Origin of the sequence: Virgibacillus profundi, from assembly GCF_002287375.1 — a bacterium.
In the GTDB taxonomy this organism is placed as follows: Bacteria; Bacillota; Bacilli; order Bacillales; family Amphibacillaceae; genus Virgibacillus_K; species Virgibacillus_K profundi.
Genome location: NZ_NPOA01000001.1, coordinates 490,197 through 516,244, shown reverse-complemented (window position 1 = coordinate 516,244; position 26,048 = coordinate 490,197). Strand labels below are relative to the sequence as shown.

General features: G+C 38.8%; 20 protein-coding genes and 1 riboswitch. Of the genes, 14 read left to right on the top strand and 6 right to left on the bottom strand.

The features are described 5' to 3' along the window. Positions 1 to 193 precede the first annotated feature (193 nt). The 7 genes from CIL05_RS02075 (at position 194) to CIL05_RS02045 (ending at position 9,152) form a co-directional block, all read left to right on the top strand. Complete coding sequence (locus CIL05_RS02075; protein ID WP_095653835.1) at positions 194 to 1,120, top strand: DUF1002 domain-containing protein; 927 nt, start codon at positions 194 to 196, stop codon at positions 1,118 to 1,120. 391 nt (positions 1,121 to 1,511) lie between these two features. Continuing rightward, positions 1,512 to 3,245 (top strand): peptide ABC transporter substrate-binding protein, encoded by a 1,734-nt coding sequence (locus CIL05_RS02070; RefSeq protein ID WP_095653834.1) that lies wholly within the window; start codon positions 1,512 to 1,514, stop codon positions 3,243 to 3,245. A gap of 320 nt (positions 3,246 to 3,565) precedes the next feature. Then, positions 3,566 to 4,501 carry an ABC transporter permease gene (locus CIL05_RS02065; RefSeq protein ID WP_095653833.1) on the top strand — a complete coding sequence of 312 codons (936 nt, stop codon included), beginning with the start codon at positions 3,566 to 3,568 and terminating at the stop codon, positions 4,499 to 4,501. Further along, complete coding sequence (locus tag CIL05_RS02060) at positions 4,501 to 5,421, top strand: ABC transporter permease (RefSeq protein ID WP_095653832.1); 921 nt, start codon at positions 4,501 to 4,503, stop codon at positions 5,419 to 5,421. The genes CIL05_RS02065 and CIL05_RS02060 overlap by 1 nt, the downstream gene beginning before the upstream one ends. 18 nt (positions 5,422 to 5,439) lie before the next feature. After that, complete coding sequence (locus tag CIL05_RS02055) at positions 5,440 to 6,468, top strand: ABC transporter ATP-binding protein (RefSeq protein WP_095653831.1); 1,029 nt, start codon at positions 5,440 to 5,442, stop codon at positions 6,466 to 6,468. Continuing rightward, positions 6,461 to 7,477, top strand: a complete 1,017-nt coding sequence (locus tag CIL05_RS02050) for an ABC transporter ATP-binding protein (RefSeq protein WP_095653830.1) — start codon at positions 6,461 to 6,463, stop codon at positions 7,475 to 7,477. The genes CIL05_RS02055 and CIL05_RS02050 overlap by 8 nt, the downstream gene beginning before the upstream one ends. Positions 7,478 to 8,369: 892 nt before the next feature. After that, positions 8,370 to 9,152, top strand: coding sequence for a 3D domain-containing protein (locus CIL05_RS02045; RefSeq protein ID WP_095653829.1), 783 nt, complete (start codon positions 8,370 to 8,372; stop codon positions 9,150 to 9,152). A gap of 127 nt (positions 9,153 to 9,279) precedes the next feature. Here the strand turns inward: CIL05_RS02045 and CIL05_RS22750 are convergent, their stop codons facing one another. Beyond that, complete coding sequence (locus CIL05_RS22750; RefSeq protein ID WP_276245322.1) at positions 9,280 to 9,414, bottom strand: hypothetical protein; 135 nt, start codon at positions 9,412 to 9,414, stop codon at positions 9,280 to 9,282. Between the two features lie 291 nt (positions 9,415 to 9,705). Here CIL05_RS22750 and CIL05_RS02040 point away from each other — a divergent pair, with 291 nt between their 5' ends. Next, entirely contained in the window at positions 9,706 to 10,896 is a 1,191-nt protein-coding gene (locus tag CIL05_RS02040; RefSeq protein ID WP_095653828.1) for a glycine C-acetyltransferase, read from the top strand. A gap of 35 nt (positions 10,897 to 10,931) precedes the next feature. After that, on the top strand, positions 10,932 to 11,879 hold the full coding sequence (locus tag CIL05_RS02035) for an L-threonine 3-dehydrogenase (RefSeq protein WP_095653827.1): 948 nt from the start codon (positions 10,932 to 10,934) through the stop codon (positions 11,877 to 11,879). 186 nt (positions 11,880 to 12,065) lie between these two features. Here the strand turns inward: CIL05_RS02035 and CIL05_RS02030 are convergent, their stop codons facing one another. Next, the gene (locus tag CIL05_RS02030) at positions 12,066 to 13,688 is read right to left on the bottom strand and encodes an ABC-F family ATP-binding cassette domain-containing protein (protein ID WP_095653826.1); all 1,623 of its coding nucleotides are present in this window, start codon (positions 13,686 to 13,688) and stop codon (positions 12,066 to 12,068) included. 223 nt (positions 13,689 to 13,911) lie between these two features. Between CIL05_RS02030 and CIL05_RS02025 the strand changes: the two genes are divergently transcribed. Continuing rightward, positions 13,912 to 14,541: a hypothetical protein gene (locus CIL05_RS02025; protein WP_095653825.1), complete on the top strand. Its 630-nt coding sequence runs from the start codon at positions 13,912 to 13,914 to the stop codon at positions 14,539 to 14,541. Between the two features lie 289 nt (positions 14,542 to 14,830). Here the strand turns inward: CIL05_RS02025 and CIL05_RS02020 are convergent, their stop codons facing one another. The 4 genes from CIL05_RS02020 to rarD all read right to left on the bottom strand — a co-directional run bounded on the left by CIL05_RS02020 (position 14,831) and on the right by rarD (position 19,606). Then, complete coding sequence (locus tag CIL05_RS02020) at positions 14,831 to 15,463, bottom strand: YpmS family protein (protein WP_095653824.1); 633 nt, start codon at positions 15,461 to 15,463, stop codon at positions 14,831 to 14,833. 11 nt (positions 15,464 to 15,474) lie between these two features. Then, complete coding sequence (locus tag CIL05_RS02015; protein WP_095653823.1) at positions 15,475 to 16,377, bottom strand: SGNH/GDSL hydrolase family protein; 903 nt, start codon at positions 16,375 to 16,377, stop codon at positions 15,475 to 15,477. A 277-nt stretch (positions 16,378 to 16,654) separates the two neighbouring features. Then, positions 16,655 to 18,361: a PLP-dependent aspartate aminotransferase family protein gene (locus tag CIL05_RS02010; RefSeq protein WP_095653822.1), complete on the bottom strand. Its 1,707-nt coding sequence runs from the start codon at positions 18,359 to 18,361 to the stop codon at positions 16,655 to 16,657. Between the two features lie 143 nt (positions 18,362 to 18,504). Continuing rightward, positions 18,505 to 18,623, bottom strand: a riboswitch (SAM riboswitch). 71 nt (positions 18,624 to 18,694) lie between these two features. Next, positions 18,695 to 19,606, bottom strand: coding sequence for an EamA family transporter RarD (rarD, locus tag CIL05_RS02005; protein ID WP_095653821.1), 912 nt, complete (start codon positions 19,604 to 19,606; stop codon positions 18,695 to 18,697). A 193-nt stretch (positions 19,607 to 19,799) separates the two neighbouring features. Between rarD and megL the strand changes: the two genes are divergently transcribed. The 4 genes from megL to CIL05_RS01985 all read left to right on the top strand — a co-directional run bounded on the left by megL (position 19,800) and on the right by CIL05_RS01985 (position 25,648). Continuing rightward, on the top strand, positions 19,800 to 20,984 hold the full coding sequence (megL, locus tag CIL05_RS02000; protein WP_095653820.1) for a methionine gamma-lyase: 1,185 nt from the start codon (positions 19,800 to 19,802) through the stop codon (positions 20,982 to 20,984). A gap of 841 nt (positions 20,985 to 21,825) precedes the next feature. Further along, complete coding sequence (gene cls / locus CIL05_RS01995; RefSeq protein ID WP_095653819.1) at positions 21,826 to 23,268, top strand: cardiolipin synthase; 1,443 nt, start codon at positions 21,826 to 21,828, stop codon at positions 23,266 to 23,268. Between the two features lie 50 nt (positions 23,269 to 23,318). After that, positions 23,319 to 23,840, top strand: coding sequence for an acyl-CoA thioesterase (locus CIL05_RS01990; RefSeq protein WP_095653818.1), 522 nt, complete (start codon positions 23,319 to 23,321; stop codon positions 23,838 to 23,840). A gap of 383 nt (positions 23,841 to 24,223) precedes the next feature. After that, on the top strand, positions 24,224 to 25,648 hold the full coding sequence (locus tag CIL05_RS01985; RefSeq protein WP_095653817.1) for an alanine/glycine:cation symporter family protein: 1,425 nt from the start codon (positions 24,224 to 24,226) through the stop codon (positions 25,646 to 25,648). Positions 25,649 to 26,048: the final 400 nt, after the last annotated feature.

Genomic DNA, 26,048 nt, shown 5'->3' with positions numbered 1-26,048 from the left:
TCTCATTCGATTGAAAATCTAAAGTATAATGCTCAGGTTTGCTGCTGATTTGTTAATTACAAGTAAAGAAAAAATATAATATGTGTTCATATTGGACAGAAAACGTTATAATAAACGGACAATGAATTCCATGTAATTTTCATTGTGTACACCTCGACTTGAAGAATGTAATGTAAAAGGAGAAATTAAAAATATGAGATATCATGTGAAAAAAGTCATTATGCTTCTATTGATTGTTGGGTTGGTAACAGGAATGACTCTCCCTGTTTTGGCGGCTGATGGGGCAACTGATACGGATAGTATTAATGAAAAACTGGGTAGCCCGATTGTTGTTTATGGGGACACATTAACAGATGAACAAAAGGCTGAGGTACGTGAACTTTTAGAAGTAACAGATCCGGAATCAGTTGTGGAATACAATGTAACAGGTCAGGATGTAGCAAACTATATCGACGGTGATCCAACTGCGAGATTGTTTTCTTCAGCAAAAATTATGCGACAGGAAGAAGGAAATGGGTTAACCATTAATGTAGTAACACCTGAAAATATCACAGCAGTAACAAATGAAATGTATGCCAATGCATTATTAACAGCCGGAGTTGAAAATGCTACTGTAGATGTTGTTTCACCAGTTAAGGTAAGTGGTCATTCTGCATTAACCGGTATTTATAAAGCCTATGATGCTGAAGGAGAGCAGCTTGATAAAGAGCGGATGGAATTAGCGAATGAAGAGCTTGATGTAGCAACAGACCTGGCTGAAAAAGACGGAATGAGTCAGGAAAAGGTTAGTGAGTTGCTGACAGAAATTAAAAAAACAATTGCTGATCAAAATCCGGCAACAAAAGAAGATGTGGAGCGAATTGTCAAAGAGCAGCTGGATAAACTCGAAATTTCCTTAAGTGATGCAGACCGCCAGATGCTTGTTGATTTATTTGAAAAAATGCGTGATTTGAACATCGATTTTGGTAAAGTAAAAAGTCAGTTGGAGGATCTTGCTACAACGATTAAAGATAAAGCAGAAGAACTTGGTCTGGATGCAGGATTCTGGGAAAAGGTAGCTAATTTCTTTAGTGAGTTCTTCAATCAATTAGGTAATTTCTTTAAAGGATTATTTAATTAATTGTTTAGCTATTATTAGAAATAGGTAAAGGACTCCTTAAATTGGAGTCCTTATACTTATGCAATATTCCTATCTTTATTAATAGAGTTTCACAGGATTTATTTACATAATAAGGGAAATACTAGAATTTGGAATGAACTGAATCCGGTTAATTCTTTTTTTATTTTGGTGAAGTTTTCGATAATTACTAACTTTATAAACTTGGCTAACGTGTTGGTATTACAGCGTTTATCATGAGTTAATTAATAATTGCGAAGAAGGGTAAGTAAATAAATTGTAAATTACTTTTAAAAATATAGTGAAATTTTCGTGAATCAATAGTATAATATTCGACACAGGTAATTATGAATTGTCTGTTAAATAAAAAGGAATACTATGGGGAGGTCAAAAAATGAAATTGAAGAAGTGGTCCATACTTTTAGTACTAGTATTTGCTATGAGTATTTTTCTAGCTGCTTGTGCAGGGGATGACTCTGAAAGTAGTGATGGAAATGACTCAGGAGATACGGAGGAAACTGAAGATTCAGGTTCAGATAGCTCCGAGGGCTCAGAGGATTCAGGGAGCTCAGAAGATTCAGAGGGATCGGATGGTGAGGGCGAATTAGCTGCTGACCAAACATTTGATATAAATATTAAGTCAGAGCCTCCTTCTTTACATCCGGGACTTGCAACTGATACTACATCGGGAGCTGTTCTTGATCAGGTCTTCGAAGGGTTAATGCGAATTAATCAAGAAGGTGAAGTAGAAGAAGCGATGGCAGAATCGTATGAAATGTCGGAAGACCAAACAACATATACTTTTAAAATCCGAGAAGATGCTACATGGTCCAATGGTGATCCTGTAACAGCACAAGATTTCGAATATGCTTGGGAATGGGTTTTAGACCCGGATAATGCTGATACTGACTATGCTTACCAATTATATGTAATTAAAGGTGCGCAGGCTGCCAAAGAAGAAGGCGGTTCCATCGATGATGTGGGAATCACTGCTGAAGATGATCAAACATTAGTCGTTGAACTTGCACAGCCAACACCATATTTCCTGGATCTAACAGCATTCTATACTTACTATCCGGTAAACCATAATGTAGTTGATGGTAATGATGAATGGGCACAAGATGTAACAGAGAATTATGTAACAAATGGTCCATTCACTCTGGAATCATGGGAACATAAAAACCAGATTGTTCTTAAGAAAAATCCTGATTACTGGGATGCAGAAACTGTAAAACTGGAAACTGTTAATATGTATATGGTTGATGATGAGAATACAGCTTTAGAAATGTATAATAGTGGCGAGCTGGATTGGGCAGGGGATCCAACTGATTCACTTCCACTTGCAGCAATTCCTTCATTAACGGAAGATGGTTCATTGAATCTTTCTTCTTTAGCGGGTGTATACTATTATTCATTCAATACGGAAGAGTCACCATTTGACAATGTAAATATTCGTAAAGCTTTTGCATCAGCTATTAACCGTGAAGGTATCGTACAAAGTATTACACAACGTGAAGAACAACCTGCAATGGCATTAGTACCACCATCTATTTGGGAAGAAAATAATGAAGGTTACTTTGCAGATAACGATCCCGAAGCTGCGAAAGAATATTTAGAAACAGGACTGGAAGAATTAGGTCTAGACGAACTACCAGCTGTCAAGCTTTCTTATAACACAAGTGAAGCACATGCGGCGATTGCGCAAGCTGTTCAGGCTATGTGGAAAGAAAATCTTGGAGTAGAAGTTGAGCTTAATAATGAAGAATGGAACGTATACCTTGACAGTATGGGTGCTGGAAACTACCAAATTGGACGTATGGGCTGGTTAGCTGACTTTAACGATGCGATTAACTTCCTGGAAATCTTCCAATCTGTTGGTGGAAATAACTATACGAATTGGGAAAGTGAAGAATACTCTGATCTGATTGAACAATCAAGAACAGAAACAGATGATGCAGCACGTAAAGATATCCTGCGTCAGGCTGAACAAATCTTTATGGATGATATGCCAATTGCACCAGTGTACTTCTACACGAATGCATGGCTAAGCCAGGATTATGTTCATGGCATCGAAGTTTCCCCACTTGGTGGCGTTCAATTTAAATGGGGATATTTAACTGAACAATAACTTTAAAAATTATAAGGTATATAGCGAAATCTATATACCTTATAATTGAATGTTTATAAAAAGTAATGTTTTAATACAGCATGAGAATATAACTCCTTTGATAAAATCTATAAAAGTAGTTTAGACTTTTTAGGGCAGCTTTGTATATGTAATCGTTTTCTATTTCTATCAAGCTGTTGTTGTTAGTTTAATAGAGATAGTGAACTGTTTAAAGGGGTGATTAATTTCACCCTTATTTTATTGTTAAAAAAAAGATAATTCCAAAAATAATAATTGGTATAGAATAGTAAAAATTCAAAGGACGCGGAGGTGTAAAGCTCTTGGCTAAATATTTATTAAAAAGACTCGTATATATCATTGTTTCGCTATTTTTCATCATTACGATCACATTTTTCCTCATGCAGGCAGCACCAGGTAGTCCATTCGCATCAGAGAGGGCGCTGACACCGGCACTTGAGGCACAGATGAACGAGGCTTATGGATTAAATGAGCCTATTCATGTCCAGTATTTCAATTATCTTTTCAGTGCATTTCAATTCGATTTCGGTCCATCCATTAAATATGTAGGACAGGATGTTACCGAGATTATCGCAAGAAGCTTTCCCTATTCCCTGATTCTGGGTGTGGAGGCAATTTTGATTGCCCTCTCGATAGGGGTATTACTGGGGGTTATTGCAGCGGTAAAACATAATAAATTTGGTGATTATACAGCGATGGTCATCGCTGTACTTGGAATATCGGTACCAAGCTTTATCATGGCTACAATTCTGCAATATATTTTCGCAATCAAACTGCAGGCATTGCCTATTGCAAGATTTGAATCATTCGCCCATACAATTTTACCGGCAGTAGCGCTGGCCACTACACCACTTGCCTTTATCGCAAGACTGATGCGCTCCAGTATGCTGGATGTCCTGCATTCGGACTATATAAAAACAGCGAAATCCAAAGGCTTAAGTGAACGGGTGGTAACCTATAAACATGCCCTGAGAAACGCTATTTTACCGGTTGTTTCTTATTTGGGCCCACTGGTTGTATCGATTTTGACTGGAAGCTTTATCATTGAAAAAATATTTGGTATTCCCGGCCTCGGTAATGAGTTTGTCGTAAGTGTTACGAATCGTGACTATACCGTAATTATGGGAACGACAGTATTCTTTAGTGTACTTCTGCTCGTTTCGATCCTGTTGGTAGATTTATTATATGGGCTGGTCGATCCTAGAATTAAAGTCACAGATAAGGGGGCTTCGAAATAATGGCACAATCAGAATTTAAACAGGCAGATTTTGAACCGTTACAGGTGGACCATGCAGAATCGGAAAAGATTGTTGGTAAAAGTACTTCCTATTGGAAGGATGCATGGCGCCGCTTTCGGAAAAACAAATTAGCCTTGGCGGGAGTTGTCATTATTGTCCTGCTTGGAATTATGTCGTTTATTGGCGGCCCCATCTCCGGTCACACCTACGACGGTAATGACTTACTAAATGTCAATCAGTCCCCATCTGCAGAACATTGGTTTGGCACAGATAACTTAGGAAGGGATGTATTTGCCAGAACTTGGTACGGTGCCAAGATTTCTCTGTTTATTGGATTAATGGCAGCTCTGATTGACCTGGTTATTGGAATTATCTGGGGATCAGTCGCTGGTTTCTTTGGTGGAAAAGTAGATGAATATATGATGCGTGTTGCTGATGTACTGTATGGTGTACCGTATCTTTTAGTTGTTATATTGTTAATGGTTATATTGCCACCGGGTCTTTGGACCTTAATTATTGCAATGACGATAACGGGGTGGATTAATATGGCAAGGATTGTTCGGGGACAGGTGTTGCAGTTACGTTCGGAGGAATATGTCATGGCGTCGCGCTCCTTGGGTGCAAGCAATTCCAGGCTTATGTTTAAACACCTGGTACCAAACACACTTGGTCCCATACTTGTTACGTTAACTTTAACCATTCCAACGGCAATCTTTACCGAAGCATTCCTGAGCTTCCTTGGTCTCGGGGTACCGGCACCACTAGCAAGTTGGGGAACGATGTCGTCTGATGGCTTGTCGGCACTGCAGTATTATCCATCACAGTTATTTTTCCCGGCATTCTTTATCTGTTTAACGATGCTGGCATTTAATGTGATAGGAGACGGAATGAGAGATGCATTGGATCCGAAAGAACGCTAGAGATGGGAGGATATGTAAATGAGTAAATTATTAGAAGTGAAGGATTTGGCGATTTATTTTGACACCTATCAAGCAGAAGTACAAGCTGTTCGTGGCGTCAGTTTTGAACTGGATGAGAAGGAAACATTGGCTATTGTAGGAGAGTCTGGATCAGGGAAAAGTGTAACCGCCCAATCATTGATGCGGCTGACCCCGATGCCTCCCGGGAAATTTGCGGGTGGCTCCATCTTGTTTAATGGCGAAGATTTAACCAAGAAATCGGAAAGCCAAATGGAAAGCATCCGTGGAAAAGATATTAGTATGATTTTCCAGGATCCGATGACATCATTAAACCCAACGATGACGATTGGTAAGCAAATTGCCGAAGGGTTAATCAAGCATCAGAATATGTCGAAAAAAGAAGCGCATAACCGGGGAGTAGAGCTTTTAAAGCTGGTTGGAATTCCCAATCCGGAAAAGCGTATTAATCAATACCCGCATGAATATTCGGGAGGAATGCGGCAGCGTGCGATGATAGCGATCGCGCTTGCCTGTAACCCGAAAGTTCTTATCGCGGATGAGCCGACGACCGCACTTGATGTAACCATTCAGGCACAAATCCTTGATTTGATGCGTGACTTGCAGCAGAAAACCGGAACAGCGATTATTCTGATCACCCATGATTTAGGGGTGGTAGCAAATGCGGCGAGTCGTGTAGCGGTAATGTACGGTGGGAAAATTGTCGAAACAGGAAATGTGGATGAGATTTTTTACAATCCAAAGCATCCGTATACATGGGGCTTATTGAGTTCGATGCCGAAAATTAACAATGGGGAAGAAGAATTACAGGCGATCCCAGGATCCCCGCCAGATCTGGCAGATCCACCGAAGGGCTGTCCGTTTGTAGCGCGCTGCCCGTATGCGATGAAGTTGTGTGAGAATCATATGCCGGAATATACGAATCTATCAGATACACAGAAAACGGCCTGCTGGTTATTGGATGAACGTGCACCGGAAGTAGAGCCCCCTGAATCTGCTATCGTAGGAGGTGCAAAAGTACATGGCTAAACAGGAAAAATTACTGGAAATTAAGGATTTGAAAAAACATTTTAAGCTGGATCGAAATAGTACGTTAAAAGCAGTCGATGGGATCACCTTTGACATTTATAAAGGGGAAACCTTCGGCCTGGTGGGTGAATCCGGCTGTGGAAAATCTACTGCAGGACGTACGATTATGCGTTTATATGAGGCAACTGCAGGGGAAGTTGATTTTAACGGGGAAAACGTCCATACCAAAAAAACAAAAAGAGAACTAAAGAAATTCAACCGTGATATGCAGATGATCTTTCAAGACCCATATGCATCCCTGAACCCTAGAATGACGGTGAAAGATATTATCGCTGAGGGTATTGATATTCACGGTCTGGCAAAAAGTAAACAAGAACGCTTGGACCGAGTGAATGAATTATTAAAAACAGTTGGTTTAAGTGAGGAACATGGTAACCGCTACCCCCATGAGTTCAGTGGTGGACAGCGCCAACGGATTGGAATTGCTCGTGCCCTCGCTGTAGATCCGGAGTTTATCGTGGCAGATGAGCCGATTTCTGCACTGGATGTATCGATTCAGGCACAGGTCGTTAATCTATTACAAAGATTGCAGAAGGAACATGGATTAACCTATCTGTTTATTGCTCATGATCTATCCATGGTAAAACATATCAGTGATCGTGTTGGTGTCATGTATCTTGGAAATATGGCTGAAATCGCTACAAGTGATGATTTATACGCAGAACCGTTACACCCATATACACAGGCATTGTTAAGTGCGATACCAATTTCAGACCCTGAAGTAGAACGATCAAGAGAGCGAATCATAGTAGAAGGTGATGTGCCAAGTCCGGTTAATCCGCCAAGTGGTTGTCGCTTCAGAACGAGATGTCCATTTGCGACGGATATATGTGCCGAGGTTGTACCAGAATTTCAAGAGTACGAAAAGGACCACTGGGTTGCATGTCATCTTTATAATGATAAATACAATGATGCATTTGAGGGGAAAAAGGCATTAGTAACAAAATAATATTCAAAAAGCACATCCAATTTATCGCTTTGGGTGTGCTTTTGTTTAGGGTGTTTTTCGCATAGATTGGGACTGCGCACTGCTCGTCCCACCGAAGTGATTTGGGACTGCGATTACTCGCCCCATCAAAAGACTTGTTGTTATACTGTGCCATAGTTGATATAAAAGACGACGTAATTACTGTTTGCTATAAGTGTTTGCTATAATGGCCGTTCGGGATCGCTCCGGGCGGATGCTTTCCGCGGGCACGGCCTTAGCCTCCTCGAGAAAACCACTCTGCGGGGTCTTCGGACACGTGCTATTCCCGCAGGAGTCACCGCCCTTCGCTCACCCGAACTGGTGAGGTGGTTTGATGTTTTGAAAATTGATTACTAATGCAGTACATCGGCAGTAATCGGGAATCCAGCGGAGGAAACACATTGAAGACTCCTGCGGGAGGAAAGGCATAGGTGAGACCCCGGAGTGCGTAGCACGAGGAGGCTCACCAGCCGCCCGCGGAAAGCGAAATGTGTTTCCGTAGCGAATCCCCACTCTCAACCAGCGTTTGCAAATGAATTTTCACTATGTCGCACTTTATAGAAACTACGAAAGTTAAAAAAGCAACAAATGGTTTCGATGGGGCGAGCAGTGCGCAGTCCCAGTATTTTGGTGAGGAGAACGAAGTGCAGAAGTTTACGAAAAGAGCTTTTATTTATTACAAAATCTATTATTCTATGACTTTAGTAACGTTAATGTAATTTACAATAGACTTTTGTATCAATGAAATTACATTTGTAATATTTTCTGCTGTTTAGGCGAATCTTGTAACAGACTCTTAAACCTCCTGTAACTGTATTGCCCATTTGCATGTGATAGTATAGGCAATGTTAGAAATTTAAGGAGGGACTACCTAATGAAAAAATTAGTAGCCGCAATTGCTACAGGCGTCATTATCGCCGGAGCAGCTGTAACGAATGTCTCAGCAGAAGAATATGAAGTACAAAAAGGAGATAGCCTTTGGGATATTGCAGAAAACTATAATACTACCGTTGATGAATTGGTTGATATAAATGAATTAAAATCTACAATGATTCATCCAAAACAAACACTATTTATTAATGAAGAATATGTAGTGCAAAAAGGGGATACACTCATCAGTATCGGAAATGACCATGATGTAACTGTAGATGAACTAAAAGAATGGAATAGTCTTACATCTTCTGTCATTGTTATTGGTCAGGAATTAACAATAAAAGGTGTAAATGTTTCACAGGAAGACAAACCAGCTGCAGAGATTACTGAAGAACCAAAAGAAAGTTCAGAAGAAAGCAAACAAAATACACAGAACAATGTGTCTGCAAAAGAATCAAGTGAAAAAGAAACTGAAACAAAGCAAGAAGCAGAAGGTAAAACAATTTCGGTAACAGCAACTGCATATACAGCAGGCTGTGCTGGATGTTCCGGTGTTACTTCAACTGGAATCAACCTAAATGAAAATCCAAGTGCAAAAGTGATTGCTGTAGATCCTAATGTTATTCCACTAGGTACAGAAGTATATGTGGAAGGTTATGGCTACGCTGTTGCAGGTGATATTGGCAGTGCAATTAAAGGTAATAAAATTGATATCCATGTCCCAACTAAAGATGAAGCATATAGCTGGGGTGTTCGTACAGTTGATGTAACTGTTGTCGAATAATAATTTTAATATCGGGATTAACATATATATGAATCAAACGGTATAATTGGAAAAGGAAAGCATCTATATAATAATGCTTTCCTTTTCCTTTTTAATTTTAAACATCTATTGTTAAAGTATCCTATGATTATGATTTAATCGTCATGGTATGGTTCTTCTCATCATCTACAATTTCATTTGGTCCATCATTCATCTGCGAAAATCCAACAACTCCAAAGCCTATAATTAATACAGCGAAAAGTCCGACAAGTACTTTCTTCATGGTTAATGCCTCCAAAATTAATATCTACCTAAAAGTATAATAAAAATAGTGATAAATCACCATGGTTTTTTATGACATTTTCAGAGGAAATTCTTACAATAATGAAAGATTAGACATAAATTTACCTTGATTAAAGCTTACAATAAATTAAATAGTTTTACTTTTTGTCAGAAGCCGTATCTTATTAAACAAAAAGATCTGTTTATGTTAGACTGAGATTAAATTAAGCGTTCATTTTATAGTAGGATTAGTATGAAGCGCTTACATATAATAAGGAGGAAATTTAAAAATATGACCAGTAAAGCATTGGATAATTTTTTAGATGAAAATATTACAGATTTAAAAGAGCGTGGTCTATATAATGAAATCGATCCTGTACAGGGACCAAATGGACCGAAGATCACAATTAATGGAAAAGAACTGATTAATCTCTCGTCAAATAATTATCTAGGACTTGCTACAGATGAACGTTTAAAAGAGGTTGCAAAACAAGTTGTAGATTCACATGGTGTTGGTGCAGGTGCAGTTCGAACAATTAATGGTACATTGGATCTTCATATAGAACTTGAGGAAAAGCTTGCTGCATTTAAGGGAACTGAAGCAGCGATTTCCTACCAATCCGGGTTTAATTGTAATATGGCAGCGATATCTGCTGTAATGGATAAAAATGATGCTATCCTGTCAGACGAATTGAATCATGCGTCGATCATTGATGGATGCCGGTTGTCAAAAGCTAAGATTATTCGTGTCAATCACTCAGATATGGAAGATCTCCGTCAAAAAGCCAAAGAGGCTGTCGAATCAGGTCAGTACAATAAAATAATGGTAATTACTGATGGCGTGTTCTCGATGGATGGGGATATTGCAAAACTTCCTGAAATTGTAGAAATTGCTGAAGAATTCGATTTAATCACATATGTAGATGATGCACATGGGTCAGGGGTCCTTGGCAAAGGTGCAGGAACAGTGAAACATTTTGGGCTTCAGGATAAAGTAGACTTCCAGATGGGTACATTATCCAAAGCGATTGGTGTAATTGGTGGATATGTTGCTGGAAAGTCAAATCTAATTGATTGGCTAAAAGTTCGCTCACGTCCATTCTTATTCTCAACAGCTGTTTCTCCGGCAGATGCAGTTGCAAGTACAAAAGCAATTGAACTTTTAATGGAAAGTACGGAGCTGAATGAAAAGCTTTGGGATAATGCCAATTACTTAAAAGAAGGCCTGAAGAAAATAGGCTTTGATATTGGGGTAAGTGAAACACCAATTACTCCATGTATTATTGGTAATGAGAAAGAAGCTCAGAAATTCAGTAAACGATTGTATGAAGAAGGCGTTTATGCTAAATCCATTGTATTCCCAACCGTACCTAGAGGAACAGGGCGAGTGCGTAATATGCCAACAGCTGCACATACAAAAGAAATGCTTGATGAAGCAATTGCTGTGTATGAAAAAGTCGGTAAGGAAATGGGTTTAATTTAAACGACTTATCCAGATAGTATGAAAGGATTTAGGAAATGAAGAAAATTCTTGTTACAGGAGCCCTTGGACAAATTGGTTCAGAGCTTGTTGAAAAATTACGTAATATATATGGAACATCAAATGTAATTGGAACAGATATCCGTGAAAAGGACGGAGTTGCGGAAACAGGCCCATTTGAAGTTGTTGACGTGACAAATGAAGAAGATTTATTTTCAGTAGCGAAAAAGCATAATGTGGATACAATCATGCATTTAGCTGCATTGCTGTCAGCAAAAGCTGAGGCATTCCCTAAAGTAGCATGGTATTTGAATATGGGTGGTTTAATTAACGCATTAGAGGTAGCGAGAGAGCTTGATCTGCAATTCTTTACGCCAAGCTCTATTGGCGCATTTGGCCCGTCCACACCAAAGGATAATACGCCACAGGATGCCTTGCAGCGTCCAACAACCATGTATGGTGTGAATAAGGTGGCCGGAGAATTGCTTTGTGATTATTATTATAATCGTTTCGGTGTGGATACTCGCGGCGTTCGTTATCCTGGATTGATCTCCTATGTGGCTCCACCAGGTGGAGGAACAACTGATTATGCAGTGGAAATTTACTATGAAGCAATCAAAAGTAAAAAATATACATCCTATATAAATGAAGGTACATATATGGATATGATGTATATGCCTGATGCACTTGATGCAATTATTCAGCTAATGGAAGCAGATCCAGGAAAGCTCAAGCATCGCAATGCCTTTAATATATCAGCAATTTCCGCTGCACCGGAGGATTTTGCCAACGCCATTCAAAAACAGATCCCGGAATTCAATATGTCCTATCATGTTGATCCTGTCAGACAGAAAATTGCTGATAGCTGGCCAAATAGTATTGATTCATCAGCAGCAATGGCAGAGTGGGGTTTTAAGACGGAATATGACCTGGACAAAATGACAAAGGATATGCTTACAAAAATAAAAGAAAAAGAAATTAAATAATGTAAAATAAGCTCTCCCGTTTTTAAAAGGGAGAGCTTATTTTATATAGTGAAAAAATAGACCAGGCGAGGGCAATTGGATTAATTTGACCGAATGAACACGCCATACCTGAAGAGATCTCAATCCGAGACACTACCGAAGCAAAAAAGCGTCCTCCCACCAAGAGAGGACGCTAAAAGATTTCAATTAACTTGCATACATTTCTGCAATTTGCTTCTGTAACTTTTTATCCCGCACATATTCATCATAGCTTATTTCTTTATCGATAATGCCGCTTGGGGTAATTTCGATAAGTCGATTCGCAATACTGTTAATAAACTGATGGTCATGTGATGTAAACAGGATGGATCCTTTAAATTTAATTAAGCCATTATTTAAAGAAGTAATGGATTCCAGATCCAGGTGGTTTGTTGGCTCATCCAATAGCAATACGTTTGCATTGCTCAGCATCATTTTTGAAAGCATACAGCGAACCTTTTCCCCACCAGATAGAACATTTGCCTTCTTTAAAGCTTCCTCGCCGGAGAATAGCATCCGGCCTAGGAAACCACGTAGGAAAGTTTCTGTTTCATCTTCTGGTGAATATTGACGCAACCAGTCGACTAGAGGCAGGTTATTATTTTCGAAATATGCTGCATTATCTTTCGGAAAATAAGACTGGGATGTTGTTACTCCCCAACTGAAAGTCCCGCTATCTGCTTCCATTTCGCCCATTAATATTTTAAAAAGAGTCGTTTTGGCAATATCATCTGTACCAACAAGGGCGATTTTATCATCCTTATTCATGGTGAAACTGACATTATCCAACACCTTTTTACCTTTAATAGTTTTTGTTAATCCATCAACACGCAATAGATCATTACCAATTTCGCGTTCTGGTGTGAAGGCAATATATGGATATTTCCGTGAAGATGGTTTAATGTCATCAAGTGTTATACTATCAAGTAGCTTTTTACGTGATGTTGCCTGTTTCGATTTTGAGGCATTTGCACTAAAGCGCGCAACAAAAGCTTGCAGGTCTTTAATTTTTTCTTCCTTCTTTTTGTTAGCATCCTGTGCCATTTGGGAAGCAAGCTGGCTTGATTCATACCAGAAATCATAATTCCCAATGTAAATTTGGATTTTCCCGTAGTCAACATCTGCAATGTGTGTGCATACTTTATTTAAAAAGTGACGGTCATGGGATACAACAATAACCGTATTTTCAAAGTTGATCAAGAAATCCTCCAGCCACTGAATTGCCTGAATATCGAGTCCGTTTGTCGGTTCATCCAGCAGTAAAATATCCGGATTGCCAAATAAGGCTTGTGCTAGGAGTACCTTTATTTTTTGGTCACCTGTTAGCTCAGCCATATTTTTCATTTGCAGAGATTCATCAATTCCAAGACCTTTAAGCAGAACAGCTGCATCTGATTCAGCTTCCCAGCCATTCATTTCAGCAAACTCACCTTCAAGCTCTGCTGCACGCATGCCGTCTTCTTCAGAGAAATCTGCTTTCATATAGATAGCGTCTTTTTCCCGTTTTACTTCATATAATTTCTCATGCCCCATTAAAACTGTATCAAGCACCTGTTGATCCTCATAGGCAAAGTGATCCTGTTTTAGAACAGCAAGGCGCTCGCCGGGGGATAAAGAAATATTTCCAGACTGTGGCTCTATTTCACCTGATAATACTTTTAGAAAAGTGGATTTACCGGCACCGTTTGCACCAATTAATCCATAGCAATTACCAGGAGTGAATTTTAAATTAACATCCTCAAACAACTTTTTATCGCCATATCGTAAACTTACGTTGGTAACATTTATCATTTCGCTTGAATTTCCTCCAATAAAAAATAAATAGCAATCAACGTAAGCTTACGGTATTTAAGTGGTTTCGTCAATGTAAAACCAGCATATATATAAATAAGAAGCATTAAAATAAGATAAAAATAAAAAAATAGCTTGTATAATTCACGGTTTTTTGTAATAGTAGAAAAAAGACTATTTTTTTAGAGGTTCAACAAGTAAAGATTGGGGGGAGGAAAATCCGATGAGAGAGAGAACGATTTACTTTCTCTTCACAGATACAGGGACTTATTTATCCAAGGCAATCAATTATTGTACCAAACAATCATTAAATCATGTTTCTATTGCATTTGAACCTGATTTAAGTGAAGTGTACAGCTTTGGCAGGAAGCGTCCTAAAAATCCGTTTATCGGTGGCTTTGTAGTAGAAGATATTCAAAGTGAGTTTATGAAAAACTCGAATTGCGCCATCTACAGCTATACGATTACCGAATCTGAGTGTGAAGCAATTATACAAAACATCAAAGAAATTGAAGCAAGGAAAGAAATGTACAGATATAATTTTATTGGCTTAATAGGAATTTTACTTCATATTAAAATAAATCGTAAGAATGCATATTTTTGCTCCCAATTTGTGGCAACAATATTAAAGGATTTGGAAAAATTTCAGTTATCAAAACCGCCCCACTTTATTACACCTGCAGATATTCGAATGCATGAAGACATGCAGTTAATCTATCAGGGAAGGCTGGGAGATTATCAGTCCAGCAGAATTAAAAAAGAGAGAAAACTAGTAATTGGTGAACAAACATTACCAAAGCAATCATTTATATTCTTATTATCTTCAAAAGTAAAACGATTTGTTATTAGATAAAAAGAACCATTCACAATTCTGTGGATGGTTCTTTTTTATGCTTTTGGAAACTTTGGGAATGAGTTGAGTGAATCCAAATGCTGCTAATGAAGCTGATTGGCCAATAAAGGGGCATCTCTACGCCTGAACGGGGCGGAAAGTAGTGCGAACGGTCGCATAGAACGGCTCTCTATTCACAACGTACTGAAAACCAGGACGAACGGTCGTATAGAAAGCTTCTCAAGGACAAAATTGCCCAGACTACTAAGCCGGATCAAAATAACTCTTTCCAATCCGGCTCTAATAATCTCTATTCATTCAAATTGATACCAAGTGATTCATAGGGAACTTTAATTTTGAAAGCCAGATTATTTGCTTCAAGATCGATATGCTCTACACTAACTTCAAAATTACTTCTTATTTCCATGTCGGTTACTGCAACATATATTTCCTCATCCTTTGCATTAACAGTTACCCACTCCGGCATGGGCAAATATTTCGCCATATATTCCATGATTTTCTGGTTAGGTAATTGCAATAATCCAACTGAAATTGATTTTTGTTTTAAAATGATATCACCGTTCTCCTGAACAAATGGTTCAAAGTGAACAGAAAGCGGAACGGTACTCGAGAATACCGGCAGTTCACCGGTTAAGTGGACATCTTCATCCAATGAAATACTGTATTGATGGTTTGTCGTACTTAAGAGCTGATCAATATAGGCATTAACTAATTCATTTAAATTCTGCTTTGTTGTGCGAACGATAAATTCGGAGCTTTCCTGTTCTTCACGATCCTGGTTTTGCCCTACATTTGTCTCAGAAACTGGCCAAAATATAAATGTAGCAATCAGCAGGAAAACAGCAATATTTAAAATGAGCAGGCCAAAAAACAACTTCTTCCATCTGTTTTTATTTTTACGGTGTTCTTTTCTTGCGGTCATGGCACTCATCCTTATTCATCAGTCAAATATTCAAGTACTCTTCTTGCCATCCGCTGATAGCCAAGATCATTCGGATGGAAATTATCCTCCGCAAATAAATCTGCATTCGGATCATCAAATAGATCCACTGTCGGGATAAATGTTACATTATTATATTCTTCGGCAATAGTCTTGCCGGTACTATTCCATTCTTCTACAATGATACTAAGTTCCTCGATTTCCTGAAAGTATTTTTCAAATGGATTATAAAAACCTAATAAATATATTTCAGTACTAGCATTCATATCCTGAATTTTGGTGAAAATTTGTCTGAGTCTCTCCTCATAACGATCTCTTTCCTGCATGAAATCATCCAGGTTCAAGTCTGTGAAGTTCTTTTTAACTACCTGCATAATATCATTTGCACCAATGGTTATCAGTACAATATCCGAATCAGTGATGCTTTTAGTAACTTCAGGCTCATCCAGGTATTTCAGCAGTTGATCAGAACGGTAACCACGTATTCCGTAATTATCAAATAAAACAAGTTCCGTTTCCTGATTAATGGAACGATCCAATATGCCGACATATCCTCCTTGCTTTTTGCTATCCCCGACACCCTTTGTCAAGGAGTCACCTATAGCAACGACGTGAGTTTCCCTATTGGAAAAGAAATCAATTGTACCCCGTACTACATCCAAAAGGATCTTTGAAATCTGTCTGCTTTCTCCAGTTTCCTGTTTTTCGGATTCCTCTTCTGATTCTTGACTTTGTTCTTGCTCTTCTTCTGTTTCTTCTTCCATTGTTTCTATGACTTCATCTTCAGGGATTTCTACATTTTCAAAAGTTGATGATTTAAGTTGACTATTTGAAACGATCAGAACTATTCCGATGATTATAATTAAACCGGCAATAATAAAGATTCTCTTCTTCATACTTACCACACCTAAGCTGTTATATAATATTATATGGAAATAATGTAAATTGTCTCATGAATTTACTTAAATAAAAAGTATATTACTCTATGTACCCGAAATCATCAATTCGTAAAATGAGAAATTTAATTTAAGTGTGTGAGCATAAAAAAAGATCGCCTTGAATCAAGGCGATCTTGAACAGTGGTTATCTTTAATTTTTCCATAATTACAGTAAAATAAACCTTATTTGAAACTTTACTGGCAGTTTTCTAAAAAAACGGAAGAAGGAGAAGTTCTATACTTCCAAAGTTTCTCTGACAGAGTGATTTCCTCTTATTCGAACTGCTTCTTCAGATGGATTTTTACCTGAAATAACAGTGATTCCTGCAGCTTTGGCGTTTTCTAATAGTCGTTCATTCACACCAGGTTCCTCAACCCATAGTATTTTTCCTTGTTTATTTATAAATTGTTCAATAGTTGATTGGGCTAATGGCTGGTTATTTACCCATACAGCATCCACATTACCCTGAATATCATTGAGTTCGGATGTTTCATTAACCTGGATAATACCGAATCCTAATTCCTTCAACTGTTGAACAGAATCATTGGACTCCACCACAGCAATTACCTTTTTCCGCACAGCACCATTATTACGGTCAAATGGAGAAGATAGTAACCAGTTAATTGCATCTTCATCGGTTGCTTCATACAAACCAGGTTCATTAACAGCCTTTGCAATAGCCTGATCTAAATCAATTAAAATATCCTTTGTAGATTCAAGACCAATAGATAAGCGAACCAATTCTTCAGACACACCACTCTTTACAAGGTCATCTTCACCTAATTGCTGATGTGTTGTTGATGCAGGGTGAATGATAAGTGATTTTGCATCACCGACATTGGCAACATGTGACCATAGGGTAATGTTATCAATCAGTTTTCTTCCTGCATCACGTCCACCTTTAATGCCAAATGTGATGATGGATCCGAATCCATCTTTCAAATACTTTTTCGCCAATTGATGGGAAGGATGTTCCTTGAGACCTGGATAATTAACCCATTCTACAGCAGGGTGTTTTTGTAAGTATGCAGCTACTTCCCCGGCGTTTTTATTGTGACGCTCGATGCGTAAATGCAATGTTTCAAGTCCTTGCAGTAATAGAAATGCATTATGAGGACTTAAACATGCCCCGATATCACGTAATAATTGAACACGTAGTTTAGTAGCAAAAGCTGTAGGACCAACGTCGATAAATTTAAGTCCATTATAGCTTTCATCAGGCTCTGTAAATCCTGGGAATTTTCCATTATCCCAATCGAAGCGTCCGCCATCTACAACAATGCCACCGATTGCCGTACCATGACCGCCTATCCATTTTGTTGCAGAGTGGACAACAATATCAGCACCCCACGTTAGAGGTTTCGTTAGATATGGAGCAAATGTATTGTCAATAATTAATGGAAGGCCATTAGCGTGAGCGACGGAAGAAACTGCCTCTACATCAAATATGTTTAAGCTTGGATTTGTAATGATTTCACCAAAAATTGCTTTTGTTTTATCAGTGATGGCTGCTTCAATTGCATCAATATCAGTACCATCGACAAATTTTACATTAATTCCGTAACGAGGCAATGTATTTGCGAAAAGATTATAGGTTCCTCCATATAAATTACTGTCTGTTATGATTTCATCACCTGCACTGGCTACATTTAAAATAGCATATGTGATAGCAGCCATTCCTGAAGCTGTTGCTACTGCTGCTACACCATCTTCCAGCTGGGCAACACGTTGCTCAAAAGCGTCAACGGTTGGATTCGTGATTCGGGTATAAATATTTCCTGGCTCTGCTAATCCGAAAAGATTTTGTGCGTGCTCTGTGTCGCGAAAAACGTATGACGTAGTTTGATAGATTGGTACAGCCCTTGATCCTGTTGTAGGATCTGCTTCCTGACCTGCATGAAGTAATACTGTTTCCGGGTTATGAAAATTAAATTTTGACATAATAAATTCCTCCTTGGGTAATTTGATATTAAAATAGTTTGAAAGTATGAAGCCTCTTGCTGCCTGTAGAGAATCTGGAGGAAGAGGAGATAAATCAAAAAGCCCTCTTCCTAAGAAGAGGGCGTATATTTTAACGGGTCCTCCTCTTATCTTCCAGACCAGTTTCGATCTGTAGGATTTAGCACCATAATAAAGCAAATACTTTCTGCTTAAGGTTGCCGGGTTTCACAGGGCCTATTCCCTCCACCACTCTTGATAAGAGATTTAATTTTTTGAATTACTGAACATTATAGTATTTAATTGATTCAATTGTCAACTATATTTTAAAAATAATTAAATTTCCTGTTTTTTTCGTGGGCGCATTGGTCGTTTGTATGCTGAACCCATATAAATAATTAATGCAGTCCAAATGAATGCAAATGCGATAAAATGTGCCATAGTGAATGTCTCATTGTATAGAAACACACCGAGAATTAACATAAGTGTTGGGGCAAAGTACTGCAAAAATCCTACCATTGCCAGTGGGATTTGTTTTGCACCACTTGCAAATAACAATAATGGAACTGCAGTAACTACACCGGCTCCGATCAATAAAAGATTCGTCGATGACATTGCAGTGTCAAAAGTAAAAACACTTTCGGGTAATGTGAATAAATAAATCGCAGCAATGGGAGTCACAATCATTGTTTCAATGGTCAACCCAAACATGGCGCTAATATCCACCATCTTTTTCAACAAGCCATAAAATCCAAAACTAAGTGCCAATAGGATAGAAATCCATGGAAATACACCAAAGCTGAATGTTAGGTAGAATACGCCTGCAGCTGCAAGTATGAATGATATAACCTGTCTCCTTGTAAGTTTCTCTTTTAATACGATAATCCCTAATAAAATACTGACCAGAGGATTAATGTAATACCCCAAACTGGCTTGAATAACATGGTCACTATTTACTGCCCAAATAAAAGTCAGCCAGTTTATACTTATCAAAATGGAAGCTGCAGATATACCGATCAGCTTATTCCTGTCTTTCAGGATTACTTTGCATTCTTGAATGAAAGGAGACCACTTTCGTAAAATGGAAACAATCAGAAGCATAAAGATAAACGACCAGACAATCCGGTGTGCCAGTATTTCACCTGCTGGAACCCGGTCCACTAATTTCCAGTAAATCGGCAGGAATCCCCATAAGATATAGGCCGTAGCTGTGTATAATATCCCTAACTTCTCCTGATTTTTATCCATTGGAACTTCTCCTTTATCTCTTAAATTAAACTAATATTAGATTTATTTTTTTAACAAAGCAATTAATTGGCTTGTTTACGCTGAAAATATTAGTGAATAGAGATTAGAGGAAAACGCTTTCAAATATGAGTGTAATAGCTTATGATAATAGTAGATATGTTTATTTTACAAGCACTTGAAGGGGGCTAGTCGTATGGAGAAAAAACATAAACATTTTGAGACGTCTGTCATTCATGAAGGATATGATTCAAAAGAGATGCTGGGGAGTTTGACTCCACCACTATTTCAAACATCAACATATACATTCGATACAGCTGAGCAAGGGGAACGAAGATTTGCCGGGGAAGAGGATGGCTATATTTATTCAAGATTGGGCAATCCTACCGTATCTGTATTGGAAGAAAGAATTGCAGCACTGGAAAATGGCGAGCGTGGACTTGCTTTTGCCTCAGGGATGGCAGCAGTTTCTGCGGTTTTAATTGCATTAACGAAAGCTAATGACCATATACTATGTTCGTCCGGATTGTATGGATGTACTTTTGGTTTATTAACGATGATGGAAGAAAAATATAATATTTCTCATGATTTCTCTGCAATGGAAACAAAGGAAGAAATTCGTACACTTATTAAGCCAGAAACAACCTGTATCTATGTGGAAACACCAATCAATCCAACAATGAAGCTAATTGATCTAAAAATGGTTGCTGAAGTTGCACAAGAATATGGGATTCCGGTAGTTGTTGATAATACTTTCTCATCTCCTTATCTACAGCGACCGCTGGAGTTAGGCTGTGATGTGGTTCTCCATAGTGCGACAAAATATATTGGTGGACACGGGGATGTTATAGCAGGCCTAGTCGTTGGAAAAAAGGACTTTCTGGATTCAGTAGCTATGACAACACAGAAGGATATTGGTGGAATTATTTCGCCATTTGATGCATGGCTTTTGATAAGAGGATTAAAAACCTTGCCTATCCGTCTTGATCGCCATTCGGATAATGCAGAGAAAATATTTGAAAAGCTGCGAATCCATCCAAATGTTGAAGAAACTTATTATCCTAATGATAAAAGCCATCCTGATTACCTGATTCGCAAAAAACAAATGAAACGGGGCGGTGGGATCATTTCGTTTGAAATTAAAGGAACAAAACAGGATGCGCAGAAGCTGCTAAACAGTTTATCCTTTCTAAAGATTGCTGTCAGTCTTGGTGATGCAGAAACCTTAATTGAACACCCTGCTACAATGACACATGCTGTTGTGCCGGAGGATTCAAGGCAGGCCATGGGAATAACTGATCAGCTCATTCGTTTATCCGTAGGCCTCGAAGCATGGGAGGATATTTGGGCAGATCTGGATCAGGCATTGGAGAAATTATAGTTTAAGGCTGTTTTTCGCATAGATTGGATCTGCGCACTGCTCGTCCCATCGAAGTGAATTGGGACTGCGATTACTCGCCCCACCAAAAGACTTGTTGTTAACTACCCCGTACTAGATATAAAATGCGACGTAAATACTGTTTGCTATAATCGCCGTTCGGGATCGCTCCGGGCGGATGCTTTCCGCGGGCACGGCCTCAGCCTCCTCGAGAAAACCACTCTGCGGGGTCTTCGGACACGTGCTATTCCCGCAGGAGTCACCGCCCTTCGCTCACCCGAACTGGTGAGGTGGTTTGATGTTTTGAATATTAATTACTAATACAGTTCATCGGCAGTAACCGGAATTCCAGCGGAGGAAACACATGGAGACTCCTGCGGGAGGAAAGGCATAGGTGAGACCCCGTAGTGCGTAGCACACGGAGGCTCACCAGCCGCCCGCGGAAAGCAAAATGTGTTTCTGGAGCGAATCCCTGCTCTCAACCAGCGTTTGCAAATGATTTTCACTTCGTCGCGTCTATAGAAACTCCGAAGGTTAAAAAGTAACATTATTTTGGTGGGGCGAACGAAGTGCAGTCCCAAAGTTTACGAAAGAGCCTAGTTTAAAAACACTTTTATAGAATAACTTATACGTTTGCACTGGCAATCAACCAATGCAAACGTATTTTATTTTAAGGAAACTTTATTATCTCGAATATGGTATAAACCTAAAGGAATACTAGTACCCTTAGGTAGCAGATGTTGCAAAAGAATCGTTTTGTGTTATTTAATTTTAAAACGATTGTATGCTATATTAATACCATGGAAATTTGTAGCAATTGTGTTTTGGAGAGGAGAATTTTATAATGGGAATACTAACTTATTTACTTGGTTTTATTTTAATTTTTAATATTACTTTAGGTATTTCTATTATATTTCTGGAACGAAAAGATGCTAGTTCTACCTGGGCTTGGTTGATGGTGCTGCTTTTTATTCCGATTGCAGGATTCTTTCTTTATCTGATTTTCGGCAAACCAATCAGCAAACGAAGGATTTTCACGTGGGATACGAAAGTAAGACTCGGAGTGAAGACTGCCGTACAGTCCCAGCTTCGTGCACTCGAAGAAGAAAGATTTATTTTCAAACATAAAAATATAACAAAGTATGAGGATCTCATTTATTTGCATTTGCGAAATGATGATGCCATCTTTACCCAGCATAATAAAGTTGAAATTTTTACAGATGGGGAAGAAAAATTTAATGCATTGATCCAGGATATGGAAAAAGCGACAGATCATATTCACTTGCTTTATTATATCATCCGCAGTGATCGGCTTGGAAAGCGAATTGCAGATGTACTAATAAAGAAAGTGAATGAAGGTGTAGAGGTTCGTTTGCTTTATGATGATATGGGGTCACGAAGGGTAAGTCGGAAATACATAAAACGGCTGCGTAATGCCGGAGCCCATGTTGAAGCATTTTTCCCATCAAGAATTCCTAAAGTCAATTTTAAAATCAATTATAGGAACCATCGTAAGTTAGCTATTATAGATGGGAAAGTCGGCTATATCGGTGGGTTTAATATCGGGGACGAATACCTTGGTGGAAGTAAAAAATTTGGTTATTGGCGTGATACGCATTTACGGGTGTTTGGGGATGCTGTGCGGGATATGCAAACAAGATATATACTGGATTGGAACCAGGCATCCCGTAATGATATTTTATATGATGAACGCTACTATGCAGCTGATCCGGCAGGGGATGTTGGTGTTCAAATTGTTTCAAGCGGCCCCGATTCGGATTGGGAACAGATTAAAAATGGCTATATCAAAATGATTATGTCTGCCAAGGAGTATATTTATATTCAAACACCTTACTATATTCCTGATGAAAGCTTAAGAGATGCGCTCAGAATTGCCGCACTGTCTGGTGTTGATGTGAAAATAATGATCCCGAATAAGCCGGATCACCCCTTTGTATACTGGGCAACATTATCCAATGTAGGGGACCTGCTTGAAGCTGGAGCAGAGGTTTATATATACCAAAATGGTTTCCTGCATGCAAAGACAATTGTAGTGGATGGTGAAATTGCATCTGTTGGGACTGCGAATATTGATGTACGCAGCTTCCGTTTGAATTTTGAAGTGAATGCTTTTTTATATGATGAAAGTCTTGCCGAAAGCTTACTGGAAGCATTTAATGAAGATATTAAATTGTCTACGCAAATGACAAAAAAACTATATGATGAGCGTTCGCTCGGAATACGTTTTAAAGAATCAATTTCCCGCTTAATTTCACCAGTGTTGTAATTAGAGCTATTTTGGGGAAAAATAAAGGAAAAAGTATGGAGGTTAGTGATATGAAAGGAAAACCTTGTTCTTATTCATTGGCAGTAAAAACATCCCATGTATTGCCACCGGATACGAATAATCATGGTACATTATTTGGTGGAAAATTAATGGCGCATATTGATGATGTTGCTGCAATTGCCGCCGTAAGACATGCCAGAAAACCAGTAGTAACAGCCTCAACCGATTCCGTCGATTTTCTTGCACCGGTAAAAGAAGGAGATTCAGTATGTGTGGAGGCATTTGTAACTTGGACACATAATACGTCTATGGAGGTATTTGTAAAGGCAGTTACAGAAAATTTGCTGACAGGGGATCGGAAGGTATGTACAACAGCATTTTTAACATTTGTAGCAGTAAATGAAGAGGGCAGGCCAATTCCGGTTCCAGGGGTATATCCAGAGTCGGAACATGAGAAAATTCTACATGAACATGCATCAATTCGAGCTAATCAACGAAAAGAACGACGAAAACAATCGAAAAAATTTGCAGAGTTGTTTGGGACGGATTTCCCTTGGGATAAGGGGATGTAAGCATTTTTTCATCTTATAATAATTTAGAGCTATATTCAGGGATACAAATCTTAACCGATTTGTATCCCTGTTTTATTGATATCACATTGCTAAGTGGTGATTGGATCTTTTGTCAAATTGGATGATATTTATATTGACATACGCCTATTAGCGGACATCGGTAGTCTATCAGCACAAATGGTACTTTTTCAACGGAACCAACCCCAGGTGGCTATTTAATCAGTGTATTTCAACAGTGGTTGAATAATCACAATTTACTTTTAGAATACAGCCTTTTACAAAAAATGATATAATTATTATTTGTGGTTAGGATAAAGCAATAACGGGTATTTTTAAAAGAGAGAAGAGAAATCAGGCTGACATCAAGGAGGAGAACATCAGGAATGGGTATTATTGAAAATATTGTTGGCGAAATAAACGACGCCTTATGGAGTTATGTACTCATTATCGTATTAATTGGGTTAGGTTTATTTTTTACGATCAAAACAGACTTTGTCCAATTTAGAAATTTGCCGGAAATGTTTCGTGTACTATTTGATAAACGAACAATGAGTGCATCAGGCAAAAAGGGAACATCATCCTTTCAGGCATTTGCAATTAGTGCAGCATCAAGGGTAGGAACTGGAAACCTTGCCGGTGTAGCATCTGCGGTAGCTCTTGGAGGACCTGGTGCTATTTTTTGGATGTGGCTGATCGCACTGCTCGGTGCAGCTTCAGGTTTTGTCGAAAGTACACTTGCACAGGTGTATAAAGTGCCTGACAAAACGCAATATCGTGGCGGACCTGCGTATTATATGGAAAAAGGCTTGAAAAAGCGCTGGCTGGCGGTAGTCTTTGCAATTACTATTACATTTACATATGGTCTTGTATTTAACTCCGTACAATCAAATACGATCAGTCTTGCTTTTTCCGGACAATTTGATATCGATTCAAGCGTAATCGCAATCATTTTAGTTATTTTAACGGCAATTGTAATATTTGGAGGGCTAAAAAGCATTGCAAATGTAACGCAAATTATCGTACCGGTTATGGCGATTATTTATATATTTGTAGCTGTGTTTGTACTGATCGTTAATATTACAGCAGTGCCGGACATGATCTCTCTTATTTTTGCCAATGCTTTTGGTCTTCGAGAAGTTGCAGGTGGTGGATTTGGTGCTGCAATTATGATGGGGATCAAACGGGGATTATTTTCCAATGAAGCTGGTATGGGGAGTGCCCCGAACGCTGCAGCAACTGCCGAAGTATCACACCCGGTAAAGCAGGGGTTAATTCAGGCATTGGGTGTATTCTTTGATACGATTATAATATGTAGTGCAACCGGATTTATTATCCTGGCAGCAGGTGGTTTTGCGGGCAGTGAAGCAGATGGGATCCAGTTAACACAAGATGCCTTTGCATTTCATTTGGGTGATTGGGCAGGTGGTTTTATTGCTATAGCCATTTTGCTGTTTGCCTACAGCTCGATTTTAGGAAACTATTATTATGGGGAAAGCAATATTACTTATGTAAAAGATAGCAAAATTGGATTATTTATTTATCGTATAGCAGTGCTGGCGATGGTCATCTTTGGAGCTGTTGCTACATTTGACCTTGTTTGGGCTTTAGCAGACTTAACGATGGCGATTATGGCACTGATTAACCTTTACGCGATTACCAAGTTATATAAAATAGTAAACATTGTTTTGAAGGATTACCGTAAACAGCGGAAAGCGGGTAAAGATCCTGTATTCTACCGTGATACATTGGAAAATCAGGATGGAATCGAGTTTTGGGGACGTGACCAGACGTCTGAAAAAGAAAAATAAATTTGGGTGCTGTGCTGTTTATCTCTTGTGAGGTAGGCAGCTTTTTCTTTGGAACTTATCGTAAGTATTGGGACTACACTTCGTTCGCCCCGCAATAATACTGGGACTGCTCGCCCCATCGAAACCATTTCTTGCTTTTTAATTCTCTTCGACGAAACTGTACAATAGATGTCCGTGAGAGCTCTTCTCAAGGACAAAACAGCCGGAAATGAGAAGGGAGATGTCCGTGAGAGCTCCTCTCAAGGACGAAACAACCGAAAATGAGATGAGATGCTGTCCAATAGAAGATACCGCAGAACATGGAAAGCCCTTGCAGCATTAGAACAACAATTCCTTTCGGTGCACAACATAACCGCAGTCCCAAACTGATAGAAATTCCCGGGAAGTGTTGCTTTATCAT